This is a genomic window from Formosa bonchosmolovskayae, from assembly GCF_051016085.1.
Lineage (GTDB): Bacteria > Bacteroidota > Bacteroidia > Flavobacteriales > Flavobacteriaceae > Formosa.
Window position 1 is genome coordinate 358,978 of the sequence record NZ_CP174605.1, and the last position, 14,854, is coordinate 373,831.

Genomic DNA, 14,854 nt, shown 5'->3' on the forward strand with positions numbered 1-14,854 from the left:
AACACCTAATAAAAACACTAAAAAAAGGATCTCTGTTTTTAATCTCGCTAGTATACTGATAGTAAAACGCCTAATTAAGTCAGTCAGGTAGCTTATATTATTTTAAAACGTAACGATATGTTTTATTCCCCACCTATTTATAATTAAATTGTCGCTCTCAAAAATTGTACGATGATAGACATTTTATTAAAAAGTAAAAACATAATTAAAGCGGAAAACATTAATGAAATTCCTTCCGAATTAGATTTTTTCATCATGCATTTCCTTGATTATTCCGAATCCGATTTAAAATATCTCACAGAACAGTATAACCTCGATTTCTCGATAATGAAGAATTACGAAGACATCGAAATTAGTTCTCACTTTTTAGAAGACGATAATCAGGCTGCCTTTCACTTTTCTATACCGTATTACGACACCAATAGAAAATTAATTGAGGAACCTTATTTTATAATAATTTCTGAAGTTGGATTGTTTCTATTTTCATCGAGTAGTATGGATAAATATATTAACGACATCTACCCAAATAAAGCGGCACTCTTACATAAGGCAACAGATGTAAGAAGCCTTTTTAATTTTCAGTTTGCTTTTATTTCGGATTATTATGCCGATATCACCGAAAATCTGTCTCGCAAAATAAAACTACTCGCTAATTCCATTCTCATTGAAAAAGACATTTCAAGTCATGAAATGGATATTATAACCCGATTTAATTTTAATAACCTTCTTATTAAAGAATTACTAATCGAAACCACCCGAGTATTTCGTTTATACATAAAGAGCAACTGGGAACAAAAAATGGATATTCGCTCCGAGGTTAAAGACGAGCTAAATGATTTAACTGTGGTTTCCGATTATATTCAATTTAATTTTGATCGATTAGATGATTTAAGAGAAAATGTCTCTAACAAAATCGATTTGGAGCAAAATCATATTTTTAAAACGCTTACCGTCGTTACCGTATGTATTTCACTTCCTACATTTATTGCCGGCGTGTACGGTATGAATTTTAATAATATGCCGGAAACAAATAGTGCTTATGGCTATCCAATAATACTAGTGATTATGATTTTATCGGCGATGTTACCCTTCTTATATTTTAAAAAGAAAAAGTGGTTATAAATCTATTTTAAGCAGATGACTAAAAAAGACATAGAACAGTTTTGCCCTAAAAACCAAGACGATTGGCGTGCATGGCTACAAGTACATCATAAAAATAAAGCTTCTGTATGGTTAATTATTTATAAGAAAAATGCTCCTGCACAGAATCTCACCTGGAGTGAAGCGGTAGACCATGCCCTATGCTTTGGTTGGATTGATAGCGTAAAAAAATCTATTGACAGTGAAACATACATGCAGTTTTTTAGTAAACGAAAACCGAACAGTACGTGGTCTAAAGTAAATAAAGATAAGGTTGACTTTTTAACTGCAAACCATTTAATGACCGATGCCGGCCAAGTCTGCATTGACATTGCCAAAGCAAACGGATCTTGGACTTTTTTAGATCCTATAGATGCCCTGATAATTCCAGACGATTTAGAAGCCCAATTTACAAACTTCGAAGGCTCGAAAACGTATTACGCGAGCTTGAGTAACTCGGTTAAGAAAAACATTTTATACTGGATTCTTAGCGCTAAAAGAGAACCCACACGCGCGAAACGTATATTGGAAATCGTCCAAAAAGCTAGTCAAAATATTAATCCCAATCCGTTTCGTTAATCGGAAACTTGGGAGCTGTTACACAAGAATATTATTGGTCGCCATTTTAGAAAGTGTAACCTCTTTTTTATCGACTTTAACCTTCATACTTTCATCAAAAGGTTCGACATCTAAAATATCAATTACGGTGCCTAATCCAATGTTTTGTTTTGCTAAAAACTGCAGAAACGAAGACGAATTATCTTTAAAACCTTTACACACCACCTGATCTCCAGCACCTAACTGGCTCAATTTCTTTTTAGAAGATTCAGGTAAACTTCCGTTGGCATCTGGAATGGGATCTCCGTGCGGATCGTAAGATGGTCGTCCCAATAACTTATCCAATTCTTCTACCAACTTTGCAGATTTTATATGCTCTAATTGCTCTGCAACATCATGCACCTCATCCCAATTAAAGTTAAGGCGTTCTACCAAAAAGCATTCCCAAAGCCTGTGTTTTCTTATAATACTTAAGGCATGTACCAATCCTGATTCGGTTAAATGTACACCGTAATACTTTTGGTAATTCACCAACTTCTTCTCAGAAAGCTTCTTAACCATCTCCGTAACCGATGCCGATTTAGTATTTAATCGTTCAGAAATACTACTTGTAGAAACGCCTTTATCGACATCTTGTTGCAGATGAAAAATGACTTTTAAATAATTCTCTTCAGATGGTGTGAACATAATTTTAAAATAAAATGCAAAGATACATTTTATTCTTACAGAATAAAGTTTTAGCTTTACCTAAACTTTTAATTAGTCTAACGAACAAATATATTTTACAATCTATGAAACAAATATTTTACTTACTGTTTTTAATCGGTTTTGTCGTCTCGGCACAACAATCAAACACCATCATATCAGGGACTATCAGTTCTAATGGCGCACCTATTCCATTTGCTAGTATTTATGTAAAATCCGGAACTCAAGGTGTCGATGCCGATGTGAATGGAAAATATGCTTTAAATGTTCCTGAAGGCGAGATTACATTAATCGTTCAATATCAAGGTTATCGCACCCAAACTAAAAAAATAGAAGTTATATCTGGAATCCATCAAACTATAGATTTTAACATAACCGAAGATGCTTTGGGATTAGACCAAGTTGTTGTTAGTGCTACCAGAAACAGAATTAGTAAAAAAGAAGCAGCAGTTATTGTAAATGTGTTGAGTGGGAAATTATTCCGAGCCACACAATCTATTTCATTAGCCGATGGATTAAATTTTCAGCCCGGAGTTCGCGTAGAAACAAACTGTCAAAATTGTGGTTTTACCCAAGTTCGTCTTAACGGTCTGGAAGGGCAATACACCCAAGTACTGGTAAATAGCCGACCTGTTTTTAGTGCGCTTAATGGCGTGTACGGATTGGAACAAATACCCGTAAGTATTATTGATCGTGTCGAGGTTGTACGTAGTGGTGGTTCTGCCCTCTTTGGTTCTAATGCTATTGCAGGAACGGTTAATGTAATAACCAAAGAACCTATAAACAATACTTGGGATGTCAGTTCGTATTTGGGATTAATTGATGGAAAAACACCAGACCGCAGTGTAAATATGAATGCCTCTATAGTAAACGAAGCGCTTACTACAGGTATAACGGTATATGGTATGTACAGACATAGAGATGCTTATGATGCGAATGATGATGGCTTTAGTGAAATTACAAAACTCACCAACAATTCACTCGGAACAAAAGCATTTATAAAGCCTAACGATAATAGTAGAATTGGAATAGACTTTACAGCTATTAAAGAGTTTAGACGAGGTGGCGATCGCTTAGAGCTTGCACCTCAATTTACAGATGTTACCGAACAGTTGGACCATAATACCATTTTTGCAGGGCTAGATTACGAATTATATAACGACGCAAGAACAAATGCTTTAAGTGCTTACGTTTCTGTACAACATACCGATCGCGAGAGTTATTATGGTGGCTTGGGAGGCGGACGCACGCATGCCGATTCTGTTGCGGCCAATAATGCCTTTGGTACCACTAAAGATTTGGCCTTAGTTGCCGGAGCAAAATTTACTCATAATTTTAAAAATAACGATGTACTTACCTCGGGCGTAGAATTTCAAATGAATGACACCGACGATATTATCACTGGCTATAATCGTTTGGTAGATCAGAAAGTGAATAATTACGGGTTTTACAGTCAGTACGAATGGAAACCAACCGCACGCTTTACGGCCTTAATTGGCGCTAGATTAGACCATGTTGATGTGGATGGATATTATACCATTCAAGATATAGAGCGCACTTCAGAAGTTAACGAAACGGTTTTAAGTCCGCGCTTAACAGTATTATATAACATTAACGACGCCCTTCAATTTAGAGGTGGTTATGCCAGAGGATTTCGTGCGCCACAAGCTTTTAACGAAGATCTGCATATTGCCTCTGTTGGTGGCGAACAAAGTTTTGTTATCTTGTCTAATAACTTGGAAAGTGAATTTTCTAATGCCTACACAGCTTCTTTAAATTTCACAAAAGACTACAATAAAACTCAAACCAATTTTTTAGCTGAAGGGTTTTATACCACATTACAAAATCCGTTTACCATAGTAAGCACAGGAACACCGTTACCTAATGGATCTATTTTAGAAGAATCTAGAAATGGAGCGGGCGCTTACGTTGCTGGAACAAATATAGAAGTTAGTATCTCTCCTAGCCCATCGTTGTTTTTCCAAGCGGGAGTAACCTTTCAGAAATCTATATATAAAGAAGATCAAGTACTTTTTGAAGCCGATGGCAGTTACCCTGGAGAAGAAGATGTTATTTTAGAAGAGTTCGCACGTTCCCCAAATGTGTATGGTTTTGTAAATTCTAATTGGGAAATTATTGAAGATTTAAGACTTGACGTTACCGGTAGTTACACAGGATCTATGATTGTGCCACATATTATAAGTGACTCTGGATTTATGGAACTTGTAGACACCGATGCCTTTTTTGATATGACTACAAAGCTAACCTATCACTTCGATCCTATAGAAGATTTTCATGTAGAGATTAGTGGTGGAATACAAAATATTTTTAACAGTTACCAAAACGATTTTGATTCTGGAGCAGGGCGTGATTCTACTTATATATACGGACCAAACCGACCAAGAACCGTATTTGTAGGATTAAAATTTGGTGATTTTTAATACATTTATCATGCTAAGATCTATTCTTTTAATTTGTGTTTTTCTCGGAGGCTATTCCAATGCAACCTCTCAAAGTACCGATGAGATTCATTGGAAAACCTTTGCAGAATTAGAAGTGGCTTTACAAGAAAACCCTAAACCCGTTTTTATCTTTTTCCATGCCAAATGGTGTGCATATTGTAAAAAAATAGAACGTAAAGTATTTACTAAAACCGATGTTATACACACCATTAACTCGGAATATTATGCCATTAAAATGGATGTAGAAACTCAAGATACTATTACATTCGAGAATGTGACATATACCAATACACAATCGTTAACACAGCGCAACGGCATACATGAAATTCCATTGGCTCTGGCCTCTAGAGCAGGTTTTCCATTTTCACTTCCGGCCACCATTTTTTTAAACAACGACTTTACTGTGAGACAACGAGTTTTTGAATATTATACCTCTAACGAATTACTGGAACTTTTAAAACCGCTTTAGCACCTCAATCTAAAAGTATAATTTAACTAAGGGTGTATAACATTTCTACAGCCCCACTCTTGTAGCTTTTAGTAGATTCTAAATGCAAATTGGTTGTTTTTGGTAAAGCTTCAAAAAGATTAATTCCTTCGGTTAAAATAATAGGCATAACATACACTTGAATTTCATCTATTAAGCCCGCATTTAAAAGCAATGTATTTATTTGTCCGCCACCAATTAACCAAATGTCTTTCCCTTCTTTCAATTTTAAGTCTCTCATAAAATCTATAGGATTCTCTGAAACAAACATGGCATTTCTATCGTCACGCTTAGTTTCGTCTCTGGTAAACACATAATTTCTTTTACTTAGATACGGAAATTCGATATCCCAACTTAAAATTTGTTTGTATGTGGCATGACCTTGTATTGTTGTGTCTATAGAGTCATAAAAACTAGAATAGCCATAATCAGATTCATCTGGATTTGGAATAGATTCTAACCAATCTACACCACCATCAGCTGCAGCAATTTTTCCATTTAAACTCATGCCGATGTACAATTTTACTTTTTTCATATAAAGAATTTGGGAACTGGTTTATGTAAATATAACACAAACAACTTTAGTTCTGATAGTCAAACAAACTAATGTAAATATTTCTATTTAACGCAGACATAAAGGTCTTAATTTTTTAGTTAACATCAAATATCTCAAAACTAAAAATACTAAATTTTTAATAGCAAATTCGGGTTTGGGCAGTTCGTAGTATAATATTCTAAATCTAATACATTGCACACACCCGGATAGTCGCCTGTAAACGCTTGCATGTCTTTTATAATTTGAAAATGCAAATGTGGCGGATAATCGCCATTCACCTCCGAGGTACCTAATTGTCCAATGTGCTGTCCTTTAATTACAGTTGCTCCAATCTTTAGATTAGAGATAGAATCTAAACATAAATGACCGTATAAAGTGTAAAATTCTATATTACACATGCTGTGTTTTAAAATAATAGTTGGCCCGTAATCGCCATGATTTAAATTATTATTAAAGCTATGTACAGTGCCGTTCAAGGCCGCCAAAACAGGTGTTCCTGCAGGACACCATAAATCGACTCCTAAATGAATATTACGCTCGGTTTGTTTATTTTCAGAATTAAAGTACGTACTCCGCTTATATAAGTTCCTCACCTCCAAATAACCACCAAAAGCAATGTTAGCCTGATGCGTTTTTGAATAGCTCGTTATATATTCCCCAAAATGCAAGGAAGACGACACATCTATAGTTTGTAACTCTAAATGTGTTTCAGATAAATCTAAAGGCACATATTTTATCGTTTCGGTGTCGAGGGCCAAAACACGAATTGGATTCTTATCTATACCATTAAGAATATGGTTAAAGGCATGCGGTGTCATAATCACGAATTTATTCAAAAGTAAAACATATTCTAACGTAAATAAACACTTATTTGAAAGATAAGTATTGTTAAAAAAACGGAATATGATGAAATATTTTTAATTATTAAGTATGGAATTACAAAAAAAATGTGTTAATTACACCAATATTTACCCGTATAAATGAATTATTCACAAAAAATAGTGTTTTAAACTGATTAAATTCTATTTTTACAAAAAATTTAAACAAACATGAAAAAAACAATACTAACTATGGCAGTCGTTCTATTAAGTACGATGTCTTATGCACAATTTCAAGTCTCATTAAGTACAGGTTACGCTATGGGAAGTGCCGGAATGAAAACAGGTGAATCCATAAATTCATCAGGAACAGAAAACCATTATGGAAGTTATGGTGAAGGTTTGAACTTCCAAATACGCGGAACATATTTCTTTAATGACACATTCGGAGCCGATTTAAGTTTTGGATATTTAAATGGTGCAGACCAAACTATATCTGAAGTAGATTTACCTACTCAGCAAGTAGATGCTATTGCAAGAGCACGTGCTTACGGAGCGTCGCTATCTATGGTATACAAATTTACAAATAACGTGTACGGACGTTTTGGAGCCTTAATAAAAGTAGGTGGTAAAACTGAAGCTGTGGTTAGTAATACAGCAGATTTAAGTCAAGCACAATTAGATCAATTTGCATCAGTAGGTGTTAATCTTCCTGCTGGTTCTTATACAGATACTAATTATGTTGAAGATTTTCACGGAGTATTTCCTCTTGGTTTTGTAGCCGCTTTAGGATATAAATACGACTTAAATTCTAACTTCAGTATTTTTGCTGAAGCTGAATATTATGGTATTAGCTTAAAACGTAAAGATTCTGAAATTCAAAGTTTCAACACCAACGTTGTTTTACCTGATGGTACTGTAGCTGTTGAAGGTTTATATACTATAGACAATTTGCCTCCTGGATTTGTTAAGAAAACAACATATGTAGATGAATTATCTAATACAGAAACAGACTCTTCTAAAGAATTAGCTCAAAAAGTGCCATATTCATCTTTTGGTCTTAATGTAGGGATTACATACAGATTTAATAGTTCTGCGAATTAAGCCATATAATTTCACAGTACTATACATGCGAAAAGCGAAGGGAAACCTTCGCTTTTTGTGTATTATAAAACAGAATATATGTGTTATTAATTATCTTAAGATAGCCATACAAATAGTAAAGCTAAAATAGCAGGAACAGCTTGTACCACTAGTATTTTTTTAGAGATGGTTTTTGCACCATACAATCCTGCAGCAATAACACAAACTAGAAAAAACACTCTAATATGTTCTGTCCACACAGGATCTGATATAAAAAACGACCATAGTAATCCAGCGGCTAGAAACCCATTATACAGCCCCTGATTCGCAGCTAATACTTTAGTAGTTTTAAACAACTCCGCCGGAAGTGAGTCAAAGGTTTTCTTACCTACAGTATCCCAAGCAAACATTTCGAACCATAAGATGTAAAGATGTTCTAGAGCAACAATAGCAGTAAGTATTTGGGCAACAATATGCATGGTGTTAGGTTTTAGGTGTTGGGTTTGTTTAAAACTTCAAAATTAGGAATCTATAGCGTAAGGGCTTCTTTTTCTTTTAGAAATTAAATCATTTTAAAAGCCTCCGTTACTACTTTAAGGCCACTTTAAACGCAAAGATACCTAAAATAAAAACCGATATCAGGATTTAAACCATAGCACCATTGGCACCAATAACCTGACCAGAAATCCACTTCGACTCATCGCTTGCTAAGAACAAGACCACTCTTGCAATATCTATAGGTTGCGCTAAACGGTTAAACGCATTCATGCCTTTTAATTTGTCTAAAGTAGCTTCAGGTTTTCCCGTTAAAAACAAATCGGTTTCTGTAGGCCCTGGAGCCAATGCATTTACCGAAATTCCACGTCCTACTTCTTTAGAAAACACTTTAGTCATTTGCTCTACGGCTGCCTTAGTTGCAGAATATATGGCATAAGTAGGAAACATTAATTTCGCGGTAGACGATGAAAAGTTAATGATGTTTCCGCCATCGGCTAATTTAGCCTCAGCTTCTTGTAAGGTATTAAAAACACCTCTCACATTTACTTCAAACTGTTTCGTAAAATCGTCTTGCGTACTATCCTTAAGTAATGTTGCTTTCATAACACCAGCATTATTTACTAACACATCTACTTTTCCGTAGGTTTCAATGGCTGTATCGAATAACACGGTTACTTCTTCCCGATTACTTACATCTGCTTTAACGGCAATGGCTTGTCCACCATTATTAGTGATAAGAGAAACGGTTTCTTTTGCATCGGCATCACTATTAGAATGGTTTACAACCACTTTGGCACCATGTTTAGATAACAGTAAAGCGACTTCTTTACCAATGCCACGAGACGCACCCGTTACTATAATAACTTTATTTTCCAGATTCATAGTATTTAATTTTTTAAGATTTTGATTTAAAAACATACGGATGGCTTAGCTCCGGTACATGATCTTATTATTTTAAAGCGATTAAACGCTCTGCAATTAATGATAAATTAGATTCATTAATTTCTGGTTTAGGGGATAACGGATAAAGTTGTGCACCTGGTCTGCTTACAAATGCGCCTCTCCAGTTAGCCCATAATGCACCAGAAATATCCCAACCGTGTGCTGCTACTAATAAACACTCTTTAGGTTCTACGCCCATTTTTCTAGCAGCCCAAGCATATGCATCGGCATGAGGTTTAAATTTACCTATATCTTCAACACTTAATCGCTCTTCGAAATAATCTAATAAGCCAGCATTTTTAAATTGCGTTTCTACCCCTTTATTCGATGAGTTTGTAAACGAGACTAATTTATATCCAGCGTCTTTTAACTTTTGTAAGGCATCCTTTACTTCAGGATGCGCAGGTAACGATCTTATAGGTTCTAAAACGGCTTCTTGAGCGTCTTTCTCTGATAAGGTAATGCCATGATTCGCCGCTACCATTTGAAGCGCTGCAGCGCCTATAATTCCAAAATCGTTATATTGATTTGCCACGGTAGATACTAATGAATATTGTAGCATGGTAGTAAACCATAATGGCAATAAATCACTACGATTACCAAGTGCATCTCCTACACTCTTTTTCATGGTTGTAAGGTCCAATAAGGTTTCATTTACATCGAAAAATAATACTTTAGGTCTTGTGTTCATGATGTTGTCTTCTTTATTTAAAATTTCATTTGCGGCCAAACCAAATTGCGGTACGGCTGCACTAGCTAAACCAAACATGGCTGTTCTTTTAATAAAATCTCTTCTGTTATTTGTCATAATTAATATTTTAAAAACACACTGTATAGCATGCTAAATGATACACATATTAAGGTTGTAATTGCTGTATATATTCAGACAATCCTAAAAGGTAATCGTCTAATAATACATCGTTGTCGTATAGTTTTCTAATACCACGGATGCCTTCAAAAGCGCTTATTAAATAGATTGCAGTGGCTTTACTAGACACATTTTCTCGTATGGCATGTTCGGATTTACCTCTATCAATCAATGCGATTAATGCCGATTTCCATGTCTCTATAATATGTTTTAACGCCAATTGATACGCGGTTTCGAAATCCCCAATTTCATTTATTAAATTATTCATGGGGCAACCATGTTGCTTTTCGTAACCACTAAAGGACTTAATTCTATTTAAAAATGTAGTATTTAGAATAGCGATTACATCTCCCGGTTCGTATAGCGGAAGAATCATACTATCGCTAACGCGTTTCTGCACTTTTAAAGCAATGACTTCAAGCGCCAATTGTTTCTTGTTTGTATAGTGATGATAAAACGCACCTTTTGTAAGCTTAGATGCTTTCATTATTTTATCGATACTGGTTGTTTTAAAACCTTGTTCGTAAAACTGCTTAAACGCCTCGTCTACAATAATTTGTTTGGTTAATTCCGATTTTAATCCTTGTTGCATAACACAAACTTAAATAAAAGATACCGGTTAGAATGTTTTTTAACAAAACGTTAGACTTAAGACCACTTAGATGCCGGAAAGAGATGCCTTCAGCACAGATTTGTTTACCTAAAATGTGATGAAGCATTATGAACTTCTTAAAATTGGGCATAAAAAAAGGGTCTGCGTAAAGCAGACCCTTTTAAATATAATATGATATAAACTTAGATACCTAAAGCTTGACCACCACCAATTTGGATAGTTTCTGCTGTGATAAAAGAAGCATCTTTACTAGCTAAGAAAGAAACAACTCCAGCAACTTCTTCTGGTTGACCTAATCTACCTAATAAAACACTGTTTGCCCAAGAAGCAAAAACTTCTGGTTTAGTTGCTTTAATTTGAGCGTGGAAAGGCGTATCGATAGTACCAGGAGATACTGCGTTTACTCTAATTCCGTACTCAGCTAAATCTTTAGCTAAAGCTCTAGTGATAGATTGTACTCCACCTTTAGATACTGAATAGATTCCAGCTCCAGGTCCTGCACCATTCCATGCTGCATTAGATGTGTAGTTAATAATAGATGGGTTATCCGATTTTTTAAGGAAAGGAATAGCAGCTCTAGAAGCAAAAAATACTGAATCTAAGTTTAAAGCCATAACAAATCTGTATTGTTCAGTTGTCATTTCTTCAAATCTAGCTCTTACACCAATACCACCAGTGTTGTTTACAAGAACATCGATTTTCCCGTATTTTTCACCAATTTTAGTAATGTTTTCAGTTACAGCTTCATCTTTTGTCATGTCAAATCCAAAATATTCAGCAGTGATCCCTTCAGCAGTAAGTTCTTTTACTCTTTCTGCTCCGATTTCATCTTCAATACCATTTAAAACTACAGTATATCCATCTTGACCTAATCTTTTTGCTACTTCGAAACCGATTCCACCGGTAGCTCCAGTAATAACCGCAATTTTATTTTTTAAATCACTCATTTTATTAATATTTAATTTTTAATTAATTTACTCTTATTTTACTCTACTGACTTAATCTCTTTTGCGAAGAAATAAATCGCTCCAATTCCTAGCGGTACAAATAATGCAATCGCAATAAATACAGGTGTATAAGACACTTTTGCTACTATTGGAACAATAAAGTTCATTATAATAACAGAGAATACTCCTACCATTCCACCTAATCCAGCTAACGAACCAACGTTTTTACCACTGAATAAATCACTAGGTAAAGTTTGTACGTTACCGATAGCAAATTGGAAACCAAATAATACTATAAATACAATACCTACGAAACGTTCTGGTGTATTTCCAAAGAAGATAGTTGCAACTAATCCTAAGAACATGATGATACCTCCAATTAAGATGGTGTATTTTCTACCTTTATCGATAGAGTTTGTTTTAGAAATAATTTGTCCAGAAACGTATCCTCCAACAATACTACCAATAGCAGCACCAACGTAAGGTACCCATGCAAACATACCTACTTCTTTAACATCGAAACCATACACATCAAAAAGATAAATTGGCATCCAACCTACAAATAACCACCAGATTGGCTCTAAGAAGAAACGACCTACAACGATAGACCAAGCTTCTCTGTGCGATAAAATTTGTGTTAAGGTTAATCCTTTTACATTATCTTCTGCATCACGGTCTGCTTGACTTTGACCATCTAAGATAAATTCTTGTTCTTCTGGTGTAATCCAAGGGTGTTTCTTAGGACCTGCTTTGTTAATAAGTAACCATGGAAGAATCCATACAATACCAAAAGATCCCACTACCATAAAGGTTGTTCTCCAACCGTAAGCTACGAAAAGCATCGCGATAAATGGTGGTGCAATTACAGAACCTATAGAAGCTCCTGCATTAAACAAACCTTGTGCAATAGCACGTTCTTTAATCGGGAACCATTCGGCATTACTTTTAACTCCACCTGGCCAGTTACCTGCCTCAGACAAACCTAATGTACTTCTAAAAAATGCTAAACCAAGAAATCCTCTAACTGTAGAATGTAAGAAAGAAGATAATCCCCAAACACCAATACTAATAACGTAACCTATACGTGTTCCAACTTTATCGAACAATTTACCTGAAAACAATTGTCCAAGTGCATAGGCCACCATAAAGATGTTAAGAATGTAACTATAGTGTTCTTTAGTTAATCCTAAATCGTAAGAAATTGAACCTGGAAGATTTTCGTTCCCCCACATTACTGCTAATGCACTCCTGTCAATGTAATTAATTACCGAGGCCAAAAATATGAGCCCAATAATAAACCACCTTAATCCTTTTACTTTCATAATAATTTTTAGATTTTCAAGAAAAAAATGAGATTAACAGTTTTCTCTTGTTATTAATTAATTGTTTGCATTAAAAAGATAAAACTTAAACGCCTTAAATCTTCTTTAATATTTTACTCTACATTATAACAATACTGATACAATGTTTTAAAATGTACTTTTAAAGCTTCTCGAGCTGTCATTGTTTCTTTTGCTTTTATAGCCTCGTAAATGGCTCTATGCTCATTAATTGCAGACATCGTTAGCTCATTTACACAAACATGATATTTCCTAAAGTTGGTAATAATTTCTGGTGTAATTTTTAACATAAATGCGTTAAGCATACTGTTTCCACATGCTTTTGCAATAGCCAGATGAAATAATAAGTCTTCCTGAACAGCTTTTTCTCCTTTTAGAATTTTCTCTTCATAAGCTTCTAAGGCATTTTTAATATTTAATAAATCTGCATCAGTTCTTCTTAAAGAGGCTAATTTTACAATTTTTAATTCTAAAAGAATACGTGTTTCAACGAGCGATTTAAAATCGGGCACCTGAAGTTCTAAAATATCTTGTACCATTCCATTCATTGCGATAATTCCCATATCTGCAACAAAGGTTCCACTTTGTGGAATTGATTTTAACAACCCATAAAATTCTAATTTATTTATGGATTCTCTGACTAAACCGCGACTTACACCAAATTTTTCAGACAACATACGTTCTGATGGTAATTTATCTCCTGGCTCAAGATTTTTTGAGTTAATAAGCTCAGCAATGTCTGCTATAATCTTATTATGAACCTCATCATAATCATTACTCATTAAAACTTCTACTTTCATTTATTCAAAAAAATTGGTTAACCAGTTTTCAGCTGGACAAAACTACAAAAAAAGTTATCAATTTGTATTTATAGAAATACATATTTATGTTAATATAGTCTAAACGCTTCTAAATATTAGTGTTTAACTTCAAGCTCGTAATAATTCACCTTGGCATAAGCCCCTTCATCTCTAGATTGGAAGTAATTTCCAGCTTTGAAATAGTTTTCAAAAACGCCCCATCTTTTCATATGAATATTATCGTAAACGGCGTATTCATTTTTATTTAGAATTACTACCATTTTACCATCAGAGACCTCTACTTCTAGGGTGAATTTTCCAAAACCGACTTCTTGTTCGAATGTAAATCCTTTATCATCGTCCCAAGCGTCTTTGTCTAAGATTTCATTATCGCTAGCACTTAAGTTTTTTAACTCTTTAGTCTTGACTCTAATTTTACCATCTTGCCAATATATTTTTAATATTGGTGGTGCATTATTATCTTTTTGTCCTATTAAGTCACGCTGCTCATTTGTTAATCGACCATGAATTTGCATGATAATTACTTTGTGGTATTTTCCATCTGAGGATTTAGATACATCTCCCATTTGTAATTTACCTTTCATGTAAGCCCCTTCTGCAAATGTCCAGTTGGTGTGATTATCGCCAGGCACCATTTGCTCTCTTAATTCGGATCTTGTATATTTTGTATTCGCTGTAGTGGCATCGCTAGGAAAAGAATAAAAAACCAAAGCTCCAAGAGTCGAATCATTGTACATATAAGGTAATAACCTTTCGTCTGTAGCATAATCCAAAATTTCTGGTGGCTCAATATTCATGGCACTACCTTTATGATTTAATTCTGGTGTGGTTACACTCCAATGACTTAAATCTATATCTGGTAATTTGTATTTCTTTCTTTTCTTCTTCTTTTTGTCGTTTTTTTCGACTTTAGAATCCGAATCTGCAGAGCTACTTGCCTTTTCTTGACAAGTAGCACTAACAGAAAGAAAAACTATTACTATTAATCCTAATATTTCTTTTCGAAAATTTTTCAT

General features: G+C 34.6%; 16 protein-coding genes. 5 read left to right on the forward strand and 11 right to left on the reverse strand.

Translation table 11 applies throughout. From position 1 onward, the window contains the following. Positions 1-171: 171 nt before the first annotated feature. Both ACKC83_RS01340 and ACKC83_RS01345 read left to right on the forward strand, forming a co-directional pair. The gene (locus ACKC83_RS01340; RefSeq protein ID WP_414035256.1) at positions 172-1,122 is read left to right on the forward strand and encodes a CorA family divalent cation transporter; all 951 of its coding nucleotides are present in this window, start codon (positions 172-174) and stop codon (positions 1,120-1,122) included. A 15-nt stretch (positions 1,123-1,137) separates the two neighbouring features. Next, positions 1,138-1,719: a YdeI/OmpD-associated family protein gene (locus ACKC83_RS01345; RefSeq protein ID WP_434036762.1), complete on the forward strand. Its 582-nt coding sequence runs from the start codon at positions 1,138-1,140 to the stop codon at positions 1,717-1,719. A gap of 18 nt (positions 1,720-1,737) precedes the next feature. Here the strand turns inward: ACKC83_RS01345 and ACKC83_RS01350 are convergent, their stop codons facing one another. Continuing rightward, positions 1,738-2,385 carry a metal-dependent transcriptional regulator gene (locus tag ACKC83_RS01350; RefSeq protein ID WP_434036763.1) on the reverse strand — a complete coding sequence of 216 codons (648 nt, stop codon included), beginning with the start codon at positions 2,383-2,385 and terminating at the stop codon, positions 1,738-1,740. A gap of 104 nt (positions 2,386-2,489) precedes the next feature. On the opposite strand from ACKC83_RS01350, the gene ACKC83_RS01355 reads away from it, so the two are divergent. Then, complete coding sequence (locus tag ACKC83_RS01355; RefSeq protein ID WP_434036764.1) at positions 2,490-4,844, forward strand: TonB-dependent receptor; 2,355 nt, start codon at positions 2,490-2,492, stop codon at positions 4,842-4,844. A gap of 10 nt (positions 4,845-4,854) precedes the next feature. Next, complete coding sequence (locus ACKC83_RS01360) at positions 4,855-5,334, forward strand: thioredoxin family protein (protein ID WP_434036765.1); 480 nt, start codon at positions 4,855-4,857, stop codon at positions 5,332-5,334. A 22-nt stretch (positions 5,335-5,356) separates the two neighbouring features. Here the strand turns inward: ACKC83_RS01360 and ACKC83_RS01365 are convergent, their stop codons facing one another. Both ACKC83_RS01365 and ACKC83_RS01370 read right to left on the reverse strand, forming a co-directional pair. Beyond that, entirely contained in the window at positions 5,357-5,887 is a 531-nt protein-coding gene (locus ACKC83_RS01365; protein WP_414035251.1) for a dihydrofolate reductase family protein, read from the reverse strand. A gap of 149 nt (positions 5,888-6,036) precedes the next feature. Then, complete coding sequence (locus ACKC83_RS01370; protein ID WP_434036766.1) at positions 6,037-6,726, reverse strand: peptidoglycan DD-metalloendopeptidase family protein; 690 nt, start codon at positions 6,724-6,726, stop codon at positions 6,037-6,039. Positions 6,727-6,957: 231 nt separating this feature from the next. Between ACKC83_RS01370 and ACKC83_RS01375 the strand changes: the two genes are divergently transcribed. After that, the gene (locus ACKC83_RS01375; protein ID WP_434036767.1) at positions 6,958-7,830 is read left to right on the forward strand and encodes an outer membrane beta-barrel protein; all 873 of its coding nucleotides are present in this window, start codon (positions 6,958-6,960) and stop codon (positions 7,828-7,830) included. Between the two features lie 95 nt (positions 7,831-7,925). Here ACKC83_RS01375 and ACKC83_RS01380 read toward each other — a convergent pair whose 3' ends face one another. From ACKC83_RS01380 to ACKC83_RS01415, 8 genes are all read right to left on the reverse strand, one after another. Next, positions 7,926-8,288 (reverse strand): DUF1304 domain-containing protein, encoded by a 363-nt coding sequence (locus tag ACKC83_RS01380; protein WP_434036768.1) that lies wholly within the window; start codon positions 8,286-8,288, stop codon positions 7,926-7,928. Positions 8,289-8,454: 166 nt separating this feature from the next. Beyond that, positions 8,455-9,189, reverse strand: a complete 735-nt coding sequence (locus tag ACKC83_RS01385; RefSeq protein ID WP_434036769.1) for an SDR family oxidoreductase — start codon at positions 9,187-9,189, stop codon at positions 8,455-8,457. A gap of 67 nt (positions 9,190-9,256) precedes the next feature. Then, entirely contained in the window at positions 9,257-10,057 is an 801-nt protein-coding gene (locus ACKC83_RS01390; protein ID WP_434036770.1) for a haloacid dehalogenase type II, read from the reverse strand. Positions 10,058-10,106: 49 nt separating this feature from the next. Continuing rightward, a complete protein-coding gene (locus ACKC83_RS01395) occupies positions 10,107-10,709 on the reverse strand; it encodes a TetR/AcrR family transcriptional regulator (RefSeq protein ID WP_434036771.1) in 603 nt (200 codons plus the stop codon). Positions 10,710-10,912: 203 nt separating this feature from the next. Next, entirely contained in the window at positions 10,913-11,677 is a 765-nt protein-coding gene (locus ACKC83_RS01400; protein WP_414035244.1) for an SDR family NAD(P)-dependent oxidoreductase, read from the reverse strand. Positions 11,678-11,715: 38 nt separating this feature from the next. Further along, a complete protein-coding gene (locus tag ACKC83_RS01405) occupies positions 11,716-12,999 on the reverse strand; it encodes an MFS transporter (RefSeq protein ID WP_414035243.1) in 1,284 nt (427 codons plus the stop codon). Positions 13,000-13,112: 113 nt separating this feature from the next. Next, on the reverse strand, positions 13,113-13,817 hold the full coding sequence (locus ACKC83_RS01410; RefSeq protein WP_414035242.1) for a FadR/GntR family transcriptional regulator: 705 nt from the start codon (positions 13,815-13,817) through the stop codon (positions 13,113-13,115). A 116-nt stretch (positions 13,818-13,933) separates the two neighbouring features. After that, complete coding sequence (locus tag ACKC83_RS01415; RefSeq protein ID WP_414035241.1) at positions 13,934-14,854, reverse strand: polysaccharide lyase family 7 protein; 921 nt, start codon at positions 14,852-14,854, stop codon at positions 13,934-13,936.